Genomic DNA, 13,516 nt, shown 5'->3' on the forward strand with positions numbered 1-13,516 from the left:
ATCGGCCACGCCCACGCGGGACGAGATTCCTAGTCGACTGCGTTGGCCAACGAGGCAGCTGGTGCCTGCGGTCCCGACGCCGACGCGTGGGTGCGCGGGCGTTCGAAGAACAATGCCGCGGCACCGCCGATCAACAGGACCACAGCCGGCAGGTAGAGCGAATGTCCCATCGCTTCGGCGAAGCCTGGCTTCACTGGCTCCGGCAACGCGCCGTCGACCGACCCAGTCGAATCACCGGCTCCCGCACCGAATTTCGACGTCAGCAGGGCCTGCATCAGCACGCCAACGGCAGCCGCGCCGATAACCGAGCCAATCATTCGGGTGGTGTTGTAGACGCCGGCACCGGCACCCGCCTGCTGCCACGGCAGGTTACGGGTGGCGGTAGCCGCCAGCGGTGCCCAGATGCCAGCCTGCGCGAATCCCATTACCGCCATGGGAAGCAGCAACTGCCAGACCGGCGTTTCCGGACTCATGATCGCGCCGGCCCAGCCGACCGAAACACCTTCCAGCAGCAATGCACCGGCGATGATGTTGCGGGGATGGACTTTATCCAGAATCCGCCCCACGATAGGCGCGAGGAATCCGCTGATCAATGCCATCGGCATCATCATCAGCGCCGACTGGGTCGGGCTCATTCCCCCAACCAACTGGAGGAAGAACATCACCGGAATCATCAAGCCGGAGATCGCGAAACCCATCGACGTGATGCCGATATTGGAGACCGAGAAGTTCCGATCTTTGAAGAGTGAAAGTGGAACCAGCGGTTCACCTTTCATCCTGCCCTGCCACACAACGAACAACACCAGGAAGATGGCGCCGCCGATAATGAGCGCCCAGATCCAGGCATCCCAGTGGTTCTTCTCACCCTCCTGGATGCCGAACACCAGCGCCGATAGGCCGATCGCCGACAGCGCCACTCCAATCCAATCGAATTGATGGTCATGCGTATCGACCGACGGCACGAACCACGCCGCCAGCCCCAGACCAATAACACCGACCGGGATATTGACGAAGAAAATCCACTCCCAGCTGAAGTTGTCGGTCAGCACGCCGCCGAGCAGCGGACCGACCAACGTGGCAACACCAGCCACCGATCCCCAGACTCCCATTGCGGCACCGCGCTTCTCGGGCGGGAAGATACGGGTGATCACCGCCATCGTCTGGGGCGTGATCAGCGCCGCGCCGATGCCCTGCACGGCGCGCGCAGCGATCAACATGCCGATACTGCCGGACAGCCCACACCACAGGCTGGCCGCCGTGAACACGACGAGCCCGATTTGGTAGATGAGTTTCGGCCCGTATTTGTCCCCGAGCCGGCCGGCCACCAACAGCGGGACCGCATAGGTCAGCAAGTAGGCACTCGACACCCAGACGACACCGTTGAGGTCGGTGTGCAGGTCTTGCGCGATCGCCGGCTGCGCGACGGCGACGATCGTCATGTCGACCAAGATCATGAAGAAGCCGACACAGAGCGCCAGCAACGCGGTCCACGGGTTGCCGGTGGTTGATCCACCGGCTCCTGCGACTCCAGTTGGTTTGGTCATTACTAAGTCCTTGTCACTAGTTGCTTGATTTCGTGGTGGTTACTTCGTGGTCATCGCTGTCGGGCGTGGAGCACTCAAACTGCCCGGTCTTCTTATGCGCTTGCCACCGGTGGATGAAACCCGGGTCGTCGAGCCAGTCGATCGTCTTGTCCCGCAAACGTTTCACCAGCGTGTTCAGCCAGTCGATCTGCGTTCGCAGCGTCGCGAGCCGACATCCGCCGTCGAGGAAGAACATCTCCGGAACCTGGGCCGCGGATGCTTCGTCCGCTCGCGCCGAAAGGGTCTCGAACTCCTCGTTCATCGCGCCGAGACGCTTTTCGAGCAGGTTGATGACCTCCGCGCGCGGAAGGTCATGCGCCAGAGCAAGCGCCATGAACAGCTGCGGAAATTCCGCTCGGTGGCTGGCAAGCATCGTTGTCACCGCCTGCAGGTAGGCCTCCCGACCCGCCGGAGTGATGCCATAGACAGTGCGCTCGGGCCGGTTACCTTCCCGTTCCACGTCGTGAATCCGGATATGCCCCTGCCCTTCCAATCGCGATACCGCGTGGTAGAGCGATCCGGGCCGGATATTCGCCAGTCGGTCTTCATGGCGGGCCATAGCGGTCTGAACCATCTCGTAGGGATGCATCGGACGTTCGATCACCAAGCCAAGCACCAACACCGCCAGCGGCCCCAGCGGCTTGCCATCTCGGGTCGACATCAACTCTCCCTTCATTTCAGTTCAAATATTCCAGTTGGAATATACAGATTGGAGCAGCCAATGCCAACAGTTGTCTTCGCTGCCGATGAAAGCGTCCGGCATTGTCGTTACTGTGGGCAACGTGACGAGCAATTCAGCGGGATCGACTCAAGGCAGTTATGTGCAGCAAGGTGCCGAGTTCGTTCGCGACACCGCCTATATCGAAGACCGCATCACGCGGGACGGACGCGACGGCTACCCGGTCGAACCCGGTCGGTATCGGCTCGTGGCCGCGCGCGCGTGCCCGTGGGCCAACCGCACCCTGATCGTCCGGCGCCTGCTCGGCCTGGAGAGCGTCATCTCCCTCGGCCTCTGCGGTCCAACCCACGACGCCGATTCGTGGACATTCGATCTCGACCCTGGTGGCATCGACCCCGTTCTAGGGATTCCCCGACTCAAAGACGCCTACGAGAAGCGTTTTCCCGGCTACCCCAAAGGGATCACCGTGCCGGCCGTCGTCGACACCACAACCGGCGAGGTGGTCACCAACAACTTTCCGCAGATCACCATCGACTTCGAACTCGAATGGACCGACTATCACCGGCCCGGCGCTCCGAACCTCTATCCCGAACATCTGCGGGACGAGATCGACACTGTCAATCGCGGTGTCTATACCGAGGTGAACAACGGCGTCTATCGCTGCGGTTTCGCCGGGGACCAGGCCTCCTACGACGCGGCTTACACCAGACTTTTCACGAAACTGGACGAATTGTCCGGACGACTGTCGACTCAGCGTTACCTCGTCGGCGATACCATTACCGAGGCAGATATCCGGTTGTTCACAACATTGGCGCGCTTCGATCCCGTCTACCACGGGCATTTCAAATGCAATCGCTCCAAACTGTCGGAGATGCCCGTCCTGTGGGCATACGCGCGCGACCTGTTCCAGACACCGGGTTTTGGCGACACCACCGACTTCACGCAGATCAAACAGCATTACTACATCGTCCATCGCGACGTGAACCCATCGGGCATCGTGCCACTCGGTCCAGACCTGTCCGGCTGGCGCACCCCGCATGGCCGCGAACAATTGGGTGGCCGTCCCTTCGGCGACGGCACCGCACCGCCGCCACCAGTGGATAATGACATTGTCCCCGAACAGAATTGGGTGCCCATCCATGACAAATAAAGATCACGCCCCCGGCGCACCTGCCTCCGGTTCGACGCCACCGAAAGCCGCCGTCGACGTCACCAGCAACATCCTGGACAAGGCGCAGCGTTTGCAGGCGCCCGCCGTGGCGAAATATGTTGCGAGTCTTCGCAAGTCGAATCCCGATGCCACCCCGGCTCAGATCATCGAGAAGCTGGAGAAGCGGTATCTCACCGCGGTAACCGGCTCCGGCGGTGCGGTCGGCGCGACCGCTGCGATTCCCGGCATCGGCACTTTCACCGCTCTTGGCGCGATCACCGGTGAGACTGCGCTATTCATCGAGGCATCGGCGTTACTCGCGCTCGCGATCGCCGAAGTACATGGCATCGAGCCGCATCAAACCGAACGACGCAAGGCGCTGGTGCTGTCTGTCGCACTAGGTGAAGAGGGAGTCCTCGCGCTCGGCAAAGTCGTCGGATCCAACGGCGGCGCATTGCGCAAACTTGCCGGCGGTGTCATCCCAGGTCCCAATCTGTCCGCGCTCAACAAGACGCTGACCAAGAAGATCATCAACAAGTACGCGCTGAAAAAGGCTCCGATCATGATCGGCAAACTGATGCCCGCGGGAATCGGCGCGACGATCGGCGCCATCGGTAACCGGGCAATGGGCAAGCGCGTCATCAACAATGCGCGGCAGGCATTCGGGCCGCCGCCGCAGTTCTGGATCCTCGAAGGTGAGCTGGCGCCAGGACCAAGCGACCGGCTGCCGCCTGGCAATCGTTGAGCGGACCGATTGCCCGCCTGGTCGGGCAGGTTAGGCAGCACCGACTATTACTGGCCATCACCCTGGCAGCGACGCTGGCGGGCGTAGCAGCAGACGTGGTGGTACCGCTGATCAGCCGCGCAGCGGTCGACCAAGCAACCGGCGAACGGCCGGCGCATCTGTCGGTGACGACCATCGTGGTGCTGCTGGTGGTACTGGCAGTCGTCGTATACGGTGGCCACGTTGGCCGCCGGCTGTCCGCTGGAGCGCTCGCCCTCCGAGTGCAGAATACGTTGCGCCGCAAGCTTCTTGATACCGTGCTGCACCTATCGGGCACCGCGCAGGATCAGATTCGGACCGGCCAAGTTGTGTCGCGCAGCATCTCCGACCTGCAGCAGGTCCAAGGCTTACTCGCAATGGGTCCGCTCACCTTGGGCGCCGTCGTGCAGGTACTGATCACCGTCGTCATCATGGCGTACCTGTCGCCGACGCTGACACTCGTGGCGCTACTCATCGTGCCTGCCGTCGGCGTGATCGCCTTCCGCAGTCGCCGTAAGCTCTACGCGGCCACCTGGTCTGCGCAACAAGCGGCGGGCGAGGTCGCGAGCCACGTCGAGGAAACGGTCACCGGGGTGCGCGTGGTCAAAGGATTCGGTCAAGAGGATCGCGCCGTCGATGAACTAGTCGAGCTCAGCTCGTCGTTGTACGCCAAGCGCATTCGCGTCGGATCAAACAATGCCCGGTTCGCGCCAACGATGGCGCAGGTACCTCAGCTTGGTTTGGTCGCGGTACTTGCCGTCGGCGGCTACCTGGCTTACCGCGACTCGATTACCGTCGGCACCTTCCTAGCCTTCACGGCATATGTCGGAACAATGACCGCTACCGCACGACTGTTCACGAACTTCGTGTTGAACGCACAGCTGGCGGGTGCCGCCGCCGCGCGGGTCTTCGACGTCGTGGACACCCAGATCGACGATGAACCTGGCGAGCCGGCCGAGCCGCCGAACCCCACCGCCGGCGTCGGCGTCGAGTTTCGTTCGGTAAGTTACCGATTCGATCGAGATCCGGGCTCCAAGCCACCGGTCCTCGACCATATCGATCTCGCCATCGCGCCGGGCGAATGCGTAGCCGTCGTCGGCGGGCCAGGCTCGGGTAAGACCACACTCGCCAATCTCCTTGAGCGCCACTACCGTCCGACCTCGGGAACAATCACCCTCTCCGACGCCGAGCGCACCGTCGCACTCAACGATCTCGCCGCGCAGGACCTGCACCGGCTCGTCGCCGTCGTCTCCGACGATCCGTTCCTCTACTCCGATACCGTCGCGGCCAATATCGGGCTCGCGCCGCACGTCGACGACGCGGCAGGCGCCATCGCCGACGCTGCCGCCCGCGCGGAGGCGACCGAGTTCATCAACGGGCTACCCGACGGTTTCGACTCGGTTGTCGGCGAACGCGGACTGACGCTGTCCGGCGGTCAGCGGCAGCGAATAGCGTTGGCGCGAGCCCTATTCGCCACCCCAGCGGTCCTCGTACTCGACGATGCGACATCGGCCGTCGACGCCAGCACCGAGGCGCGGATTCTGACGCGATTACGATCAGCACGGCCCACGATGCTCGTGTTGGCGCACCGCAGGTCGACGTTGACTCTGGCCGACCGGGTCGCCGTCTTGGAGGATGGTCGCATCACCGACGTCGGCACCGTCGACGAACTCACCGAACGCAGCGCGCACTTTCGCCTACTGATGTCCACTGGCGATTGGGATGCTGCCGCCGCCCCCGATCACATCCATACCGAGGGCGAATTATGGCCTACCGCAACCGAATCAAGAATTGACCGCGACAACTCGGGGCTCGGCTCCCAAGTCGTTCCGCCGGCCGTCGCACGGACCCTGGACACACTCGGCCCGGCCACCGAAGAGCCCGGCGTCGACCCCAGCCAGGCGCGCGCGGATAACCCACGTTTCTCGCTGCGCCAGATACTGCGGCCCGTTCGCTGGTTACTCGCCATATCGATCGGTCTGGTCGCTGTGGATACGCTTGCGAGCCTTGCCTTTCCGACGCTGGCCCGCGCGACCATCGATTCGGCGGTGGCGCATCACCTTGACCAGATGGCCATCGCTGTCGGGATCGGAGTGGCACTGGTAATCGGTGACTGGATCTGCGGGGCCGCGCTGATCATGACGTCCACTCGCGCGGGTGAACGGATGTTGTTCGGCCTGCGCGTACGCAGCTATGCCCACCTGCAACGCCTCGGCCTGGACTATTTTGAGCGCGAATTGTCCGGCCGAATCATGACCCGGATGACGACTGATATCGACGCGCTGTCGAGTTTCCTGCAAACCGGTCTGACGTCGGCGGCTGTCGCCGTGCTCACACTCGCCGGAGTCAGCGTCGCGCTGATCATCACCGACCCGCTGATGGGGCTGATCATTCTCGCGCCGGTCCTGCCCATCCTGGTGGCGACGACCATCTGGTTTCGCCGGGTGTCATCGGCGTCCTACACCCGCGCCCGCGAACTTGTCAGCGTCGTCAATGCCGATTTTCAGGAGAATATCGCCGGCGTTAAAACCACCCGCGGCTACCGACATGACTCCGACGCGGCGGCACGCTTCGCACATCATGCCGATGATTGGTATCGCGCGCGGATGGTGTCCCAGCGCGCGGTATCGCTCTACTTCCCGTTCATCATTCTGCTGTCGAATCTCGCCGCAGCCGCCGCGATCGGTATCGGTTCGGCCCAGATCTCCGACGGCGCCTCGGCGGGCACGCTGATCGCATTCCTGTTGTATCTGTCGATGTTGTTCGGGCCTATCCAGCAGTTGACGCAGGTATTCGACGGTTATCAGCAGGCCGCGGTCGGGTTGCGGCGGATTGGCGATCTGCTCCGCACACCCAGTTCACTGTCAGCGTCGGGGACGGCGCTCCCGCCGCTGAGTGGATTCGACGGCCACGCCGTCCTCGACGCTGTGACCTTTCGTTACCGCGGGGCCGATGCGGCCGACACAGCGTTGCCCAATGCGCTCTCGGAGGTCGACTTGGCGATTCCGCCAGGAACCTCACTCGCGTTGGTCGGACAAACCGGCGCGGGCAAGTCCACGATCGTGAAACTGCTCGCCCGGTTCTATGACACGACTTCGGGGTCAGTGCGAATGGATGGCACCGATATCCGGGACTTCGCGTTGAGCGCCTACCGGCAACGGCTGGCCATCGTTCCGCAGGAGCCACATTTGTTCACCGGAACCGTCGCCGACAATATCGCCTACGGACGACCCACCGCCTCCCGCGGTGACATCGTCGATGCCGCTCGCGCTGTCGGCGCGGTGGACATGATCGCCGGCCTCGACGGTGCGATGACATACACCGTCGGCGAGCGGGGACGCGGCTTGTCTTCCGGACAACGGCAATTGATCGCACTGGCTCGCGCCGAATTGGTACAGCCGGACTTGATCCTGCTCGACGAGGCGACCGCCACCCTGGACCAGGCAACCGAGGCACGAGTGCTCGCGGCAGGTGAACGTGTCACTCGTACAAGAACATCGGTGATCGTCGCACACCGCTTGGCGACCGCCGCGCGCGCCGACCGGATCGCCGTCGTCGAGGACGGCCGGATCGTCGAGCTGGGTACACATGCGGAATTGTTGGCCGAAAATGGTCGCTATCAACGGTTTTGGCGTGATGGCACGTCGCCGGACGCCGATACCTGCCGACTTCGCAGCGAAACGTCGTCGGGGTAGTCCCCGAGTCGCTAGCTGAGATAGTCGCCCAACGACGCCAACAGTCCCTCAGTTCCGTTGGCGCGGTTGGGTCCGTCTGCCCAGAATTGATCGAAGAAGACACCGTGCTCGGTGTGGGTGAACCGCGTACCGCCATCGATCGGGTCGAACTCCAGTGTCGCGATCGACGTCGACATGTGGCTGCCGTCGATCCACATGTCGTAAGTGGTGACGATGCGCAGCTGCTCGACAATGTCGGTGTACGTCGCCTCATACCGGGAGACCGGTCCGTCGTGGAATTTCCCTTCGGCGATATCGCGACCGCCGACCCGGAAGTCGAACGCCCATTCGCCCGGCGTAACGGCATCACCCGCGCCCCACCAGGACAACTTCTGGTGCTCGTCGGCAAACGCGTCCCACGCGCGTCCCACCGGAACCGGGTAGTCGCGGGTCAGGGTGAATTCTGCGCGGGCAATTCGGCGTTCAATCGCCATATCCGTGTTCATTTCGTGAAGGTGACGTGGATGGTGCCGCTTTCCGCCACCTCCGACGTCACCCGGTGGGTCTGGTCAAGGTTGGGCAGTTCATCCCACAGTCGGGTTCCGCGGCCGAGGATGATCGGCGCGATCATGAGATGCAGCTGGTCGACGAGCCCAGCGCGGAGGAAGGCGATGGCAGTACCGACGCCGCCGCCCACGCGCACATCGCGTCCGTCGGCAGCCGCCGAAGCCTCCGCCAGCACGTCTTCGATTGCCCCACTGCGGAAATGGAAGGTCGTGCCGCCCCGCATCGCAATCGACGGTCGGGGCGCGGAGTGGGTAAGGACGTAGACCGGGGTTCCGAACGGCGGCTCGTCGCCCCACCAGCCTTCCCAGTCCGGGTCGTCGGGGAAGGCGTGTAGACCGAACATCGACGCGCCGATGATCTCCGCGCCGATTTCATCGAAATGTGCTGCGGCATAGGTGTCGTCGACCCCGGTGGTTCCCGCACTGTCGCCGAGGATTCGCTCGTGAAAAGTGCGCGTCTGCGCGTATGCCGCCGTCAGGCGACCCCAATCATCGCCCATCGGATTGTCGGCGGACTGGCCCGTCGTGGCGGTATAGCCGTCCAGGGAGATGAACATATCGATGCGTACGCGAGTCATGGCAGTCTTCCTTCGGCGGTGGAACGGGTCAGGTGAATGCCGAGTCGATCGGCTTGGTTTTCGGCCGGAGTTCGCTGCTCGCCCAACCACAGGTGCACAACGTCGAGTGCTCCCGGTCGCAGGCTCACGGTGCGGATCCGACCACTCTTGTGAGAGATGACGAGGCCCGCGTTCTCGAGCACGCGCAGATGCTGCATGAACGACGGCAACGCCATCGGGAAGGGTGCCGCGAGTTCGGAGACCACGGCGGGCGACTTCGCCAGTCGCTCAACCACTGCCCGTCGCGTCGGATCCGCGAGCGCGCGGAGCGAGGCGTCGAGCTGGTCGTAATACTTAGGCACAGGACTAAGTATTAGGACGTATCGGTGCCACGTCAAGTACCGCGACCGAGAGAAGTGATGAAATCCCAACATCTACGCCGCAAGGGACCAACACCGTTCGCACCAGATCGCAACGACTCGATGAAGGCGTGCTGTTGGGCACGAGCACCCATCGTCGAATTGGCGGGCCAGACCCTCGACATCGCAACCAGGCGCAAGCGCATATCAGCCAACCCGTGACACGCACCACACTGACTGCCTGTGCGTCCAACCACCCAGCGCGTCCCGTAGCGATACGCGTAGCATCCTATGGTGGTTCACCTGCTCGGGGTTACCACTCCACGGCGAGCCACCGCGCACCCGACACGCTTGAGGGAATTGAGGCGAAACACCGCTGTGAGCAGTTCGACATCAGACTTCGGACAGAACACCTGGCTGGTCGATGAGATGTACCAGCAGTACGTAAAAGACCCCAACTCGGTCGACCCGAGTTGGCACGAGATTCTGAAGGATTACCGGCCTTCGGCGAACGGGACCAACGGCAGCGCACCTACGCCGCCGTCAACCGCGACGCCTTCACAACCCGCGGCAGCCCCCGCGCCCGCCCATAAGCCCAGTGCTCCGGTGACCCTCGACACCGAGCCGACCCGAGCCCCCGCACCGGCGCGGAAGGCTACCCCGACACGGGAGAGCCAGGCGACCAAAGCGGCGTCGGGACGCAGCATGGCTGAGACCGCCAACCGGCCGTCAGCCCCGACCCCGGCCAAAGCACCGGCACCGGAGTCCGCGACCGAGGAGACCAAGATTCTGCGCGGTGCGTCCGCCGCGGTCGCCAAGAATATGGCGGCATCGTTGACGGTCCCGACTGCGACCAGTGTGCGTGCCATCCCGGCCAAGGCGATGATCGACAACCGCATCGTCATCAACAATCACCTGGCCCGCACTCGCGGCGGCAAGATCTCCTTCACCCACATCCTCGGGTACGCGATCGTCCAGGCGCTCAAGTCCTTCCCCAATATGAACCGGCATTTCGCCGAGGTCGACGGCAAGCCGAACGTCGTCACCCCGGCACATACCAACCTGGGCCTGGCCATCGACCTGGCCGGCAAGGACGGTAACCGCTCGTTGGTCGTCGCGGCGATCAAGAACACCGAGACGATGAGTTTCGCCGAGTTCCACGCGGCCTACGAGGACATCGTCCGACGCGCTCGGGAAGGCAAGCTGACCGCGGAAGATTTCGCGGGCGTCACCATCTCGCTCACCAACCCCGGCACCATCGGCACCGTGCATTCGGTTCCCCGGCTGATGAAGGGACAGGGCACCATCGTCGGCGCCGGCGCGATGGAATATCCAGCCGAATTCCAGGGCGCCAGCGACGAACAGATCGCCGAGTTGGGCGTCGGCAAGCTGATGACCCTGACGTCGACCTACGACCACCGGATCATCCAGGGAGCGGAGTCTGGTGACTTCCTGCGCACAATCCACAATCTGCTGATCGACGACTCCTTCTACGATCAGATTTTCATCGCATTCCACATCCCCTACGAGCCGGTCCGCTGGCGTCGCGACATTCCGGCCGGACTCGTCGACAAGAGCACCCGCGTTCTGGAACTCATTGCGGCATACCGCAATCGCGGTCACCTGATGGCCGACATCGACCCGCTAATGATGGATTCCGATGCGCGCGCCGCGCACCCGGATCTCAACATCCAGACATACGGCCTTACCCTGTGGGACCTCGACCGCAGTTTCCGGGTCGGCGGATTCCACGGACAGGAGCGCATGAAACTGCGCGATGTCCTGTCGATCCTGCGCGATGCCTACTGCCGTCATGTTGGCATTGAATACACCCATATCCTTGATCCCTCGCAACAGCGCTGGGTGCAAGAGCGGGTTGAGATCAAACATGTGAAACCACCGGTCGGCGAACAGAAGTACATTCTGTCCAAGCTGAACGCGGCGGAAGCCTTCGAGACCTTCTTAGCGACGAAATACGTTGGGCAGAAACGCTTTTCACTTGAGGGCGCGGAGTCTGTCATCCCAATGATGGATGGTGTCATCGACCAGAGCGCCGAGCACGCACTTACCGAGGTCGTCATCGGTATGCCACACCGCGGTCGCCTCAACGTCCTGGCCAATATCGTCGGCAAGCCGTACTCGAAGATCTTCACCGAATTCGAGGGCAACCTGAATCCGTCGCAGGCGCACGGGTCGGGCGACGTCAAGTACCACCTGGGCGCCGAGGGCAAGTACTACCAAATGTTCGGCGACAACGAGATCACCGTGTCGCTGACCGCCAACCCCAGCCACCTCGAAGCCGTCGACCCTGTGTTGGAGGGCCTGGTCCGGTCCAAGCAGGACGAGCTGGCGACTGACGAAAGGCCGTTCCCGCTCCTGCCGCTGATGCTGCACGGTGATGCGGCCTTCGCCGGGCAGGGCGTGGTGGCCGAGACGCTTAACCTCGCTCAACTCCCCGGTTACCGCACCGGTGGAACCATTCACATCGTGGTGAACAACCAGGTCGGCTTCACCACCGCGCCGGAGCACTCACGATCGACCGAGTACTGCACCGACGTCGCCAAGATGATCGGCGCGCCAATTCTGCACGTCAACGGCGACGACCCAGAGGCCTGCGTGTGGGCGGCGAAACTCGCCGTCGACTACCGCCAGGAGTTCCACAACGATGTCGTCATCGACCTCGTATGTTTCCGCCGACGCGGACATAACGAGGGTGACGACCCGTCGATGACGCAGCCGGCGATGTACGACGTCATCGACACCATGCGCGGTGTTCGCAAGAGTTACACCGAAGCCCTCATCGGCCGTGGTGATATCTCGACCAAAGAAGCCGAAGACGCCCTGCGTGACTACCAAGGTCAGTTGGAGCGGGTCTTCAACGAGGTCAAGGAACTCGAGAAGTACACCGCCGAGCCGAGTCCGTCGGTCGAGGCCGACCAGACCCTGCCGACCAAGTTGGTCACCGCGGTCAGCCCGGAAGTACTCACCGGAATCGGCGACGCGTTCGTCAACGTGCCCGAGGGGTTCACCCCGCATCCGCGCGTCAAGCCGGTACTAGAGCGCCGACAGAAAATGTCGCGCGAAGGCGGCATCGACTGGGCGTTCGCGGAATTGCTCGCCTTCGGCTCGCTGGTACAGGAAGGCCGCCTCATTCGACTGTCCGGCCAGGATTCGCGCCGCGGCACCTTCACTCAGCGCCTGTCGGTGCTGATCGACCGCGAAAACGGCACCGAATACACGCCGCTCAACCATCTCCCCAAGATCGGCGACACCGAGAAGGGCGAATACCTCGCCTATGACTCGCCGCTCAGTGAGTATGCGGTACTCGGATTCGAATACGGCTATTCGGTCGGCAACCCCGAGGCATTGGTGCTCTGGGAGGGCCAGTTCGGTGACTTCGTCAACGGCGCTCAGTCCATCGTCGACGAGTTCATCTCGTCCGGTGAGGCTAAGTGGGGCCAGACGTCGGGTGTCGTGATGCTATTGCCACACGGCCACGAGGGCCAGGGGCCCGACCACACGTCGGGTCGTATCGAGCGGTTCCTGCAGTTGTGTGCCGAAGGGTCGATGACCGTCGCACTACCGTCGACGCCGGCCAGCTACTTCCACTTGCTGCGGCGTCACGCACTCGACGGCATCGAACGCCCACTGGTGGTTTTCACGCCAAAGTCGATGCTGCGCAACAAGGCTGCGGTCTCGCCGGTCGAGGACTTCACCGATTCGAAGTTCCTGTCGGTTATCGACGATCCCAAGTACGTCGCAGGCGGTGACCGCAGCAAGGTCAACCGGGTGCTCCTGGTGAGCGGCAAGCTCTACTACGAACTCGCCGCCCGCCGGGACAAGGAGAATCGCGACGACGTCGCGATCGTCCGCGTCGAGCAGCTCTACCCGGTGCCACACCGTCGCCTGCGAAAGACGTTGGAGCAGTACGGTTCTGCCACCGACTACGTATGGGTGCAGGAAGAGCCGGCCAACCAGGGCCCGTGGCCCTACCTCGGCCTCTGGCTGCCCGAAGTCCTGCCGGAGATCCTGCGGGGTCTGCGTCGGATCTCCCGTCGCGCGATGAGTGCGCCGTCGTCGGGTTCGTCGAAGGTGCACGCCGTCGAGCAGCAGGAGATCGTCGACGGGGCATTCGAGACGTAACCCCACCCGCTCGCAAACCCAACACCACGCGACAGACCCGAC

Annotated in this window: 9 protein-coding genes; 4 read left to right on the top strand and 5 right to left on the bottom strand. The window is 63.2% G+C overall.

Translation table 11 applies throughout. From position 1 onward, the window contains the following. Positions 1–29 precede the first annotated feature (29 nt). Together AAFP29_RS14760 and AAFP29_RS14765 are read right to left on the bottom strand one after the other, a co-directional pair. Complete coding sequence (locus AAFP29_RS14760; protein WP_419218154.1) at positions 30–1,544, bottom strand: DHA2 family efflux MFS transporter permease subunit; 1,515 nt, start codon at positions 1,542–1,544, stop codon at positions 30–32. Between the two features lie 16 nt (positions 1,545–1,560). Then, entirely contained in the window at positions 1,561–2,244 is a 684-nt protein-coding gene (locus AAFP29_RS14765) for a PadR family transcriptional regulator (protein ID WP_419218155.1), read from the bottom strand. An 85-nt stretch (positions 2,245–2,329) separates the two neighbouring features. On the opposite strand from AAFP29_RS14765, the gene AAFP29_RS14770 reads away from it, so the two are divergent. From AAFP29_RS14770 to AAFP29_RS14780, 3 genes are read left to right on the top strand one after another with little or no spacing between them, the layout of a single operon-like run. Then, a complete protein-coding gene (locus tag AAFP29_RS14770) occupies positions 2,330–3,412 on the top strand; it encodes a glutathione S-transferase family protein (RefSeq protein WP_419218156.1) in 1,083 nt (360 codons plus the stop codon). Beyond that, the gene (locus AAFP29_RS14775) at positions 3,402–4,157 is read left to right on the top strand and encodes a hypothetical protein (RefSeq protein WP_419218157.1); all 756 of its coding nucleotides are present in this window, start codon (positions 3,402–3,404) and stop codon (positions 4,155–4,157) included. Before AAFP29_RS14770 ends, AAFP29_RS14775 begins: the two co-directional genes overlap by 11 nt. After that, on the top strand, positions 4,154–7,870 hold the full coding sequence (locus AAFP29_RS14780; protein ID WP_419218158.1) for an ABC transporter ATP-binding protein: 3,717 nt from the start codon (positions 4,154–4,156) through the stop codon (positions 7,868–7,870). Before AAFP29_RS14775 ends, AAFP29_RS14780 begins: the two co-directional genes overlap by 4 nt. A gap of 11 nt (positions 7,871–7,881) precedes the next feature. Here AAFP29_RS14780 and AAFP29_RS14785 read toward each other — a convergent pair whose 3' ends face one another. Genes AAFP29_RS14785 through AAFP29_RS14795 form a run of 3 tightly spaced genes read right to left on the bottom strand, consistent with a single transcriptional unit; the run spans position 7,882 to position 9,334 of the window. Continuing rightward, entirely contained in the window at positions 7,882–8,343 is a 462-nt protein-coding gene (locus AAFP29_RS14785) for an SRPBCC domain-containing protein (RefSeq protein ID WP_419218159.1), read from the bottom strand. Positions 8,344–8,351: 8 nt separating this feature from the next. Next, entirely contained in the window at positions 8,352–8,993 is a 642-nt protein-coding gene (locus tag AAFP29_RS14790; protein WP_419218160.1) for a dihydrofolate reductase family protein, read from the bottom strand. Continuing rightward, positions 8,990–9,334, bottom strand: coding sequence for an ArsR/SmtB family transcription factor (locus AAFP29_RS14795; protein WP_419218161.1), 345 nt, complete (start codon positions 9,332–9,334; stop codon positions 8,990–8,992). Before AAFP29_RS14795 ends, AAFP29_RS14790 begins: the two co-directional genes overlap by 4 nt. A 375-nt stretch (positions 9,335–9,709) precedes the next feature. On the opposite strand from AAFP29_RS14795, the gene AAFP29_RS14800 reads away from it, so the two are divergent. Further along, positions 9,710–13,474, top strand: coding sequence for a multifunctional oxoglutarate decarboxylase/oxoglutarate dehydrogenase thiamine pyrophosphate-binding subunit/dihydrolipoyllysine-residue succinyltransferase subunit (locus tag AAFP29_RS14800; protein ID WP_419218162.1), 3,765 nt, complete (start codon positions 9,710–9,712; stop codon positions 13,472–13,474). Positions 13,475–13,516 lie beyond the last annotated feature (42 nt).

This window comes from Gordonia sp. CPCC 205333 (assembly GCF_048537885.1).
Classification (GTDB): Bacteria; Actinomycetota; Actinomycetes; order Mycobacteriales; family Mycobacteriaceae; genus Gordonia.

Bases quoted from the DNA above. Each gene is read 5' to 3' on its own strand.
- AAFP29_RS14760 (WP_419218154.1), bottom strand. From the start codon at position 1,544: ATGACCAAACCAACTGGAGTCGCAGGAGCCGGTGGATCAACCACCGGC.
- AAFP29_RS14765 (WP_419218155.1), bottom strand. From the start codon at position 2,244: ATGTCGACCCGAGATGGCAAGCCGCTGGGGCCGCTGGCGGTGTTGGTG.
- AAFP29_RS14770 (WP_419218156.1), top strand. From the start codon at position 2,330: ATGAAAGCGTCCGGCATTGTCGTTACTGTGGGCAACGTGACGAGCAAT.
- AAFP29_RS14775 (WP_419218157.1), top strand. From the start codon at position 3,402: ATGACAAATAAAGATCACGCCCCCGGCGCACCTGCCTCCGGTTCGACG.
- AAFP29_RS14785 (WP_419218159.1), bottom strand. From the start codon at position 8,343: ATGGCGATTGAACGCCGAATTGCCCGCGCAGAATTCACCCTGACCCGC.
- AAFP29_RS14790 (WP_419218160.1), bottom strand. From the start codon at position 8,993: ATGACTCGCGTACGCATCGATATGTTCATCTCCCTGGACGGCTATACC.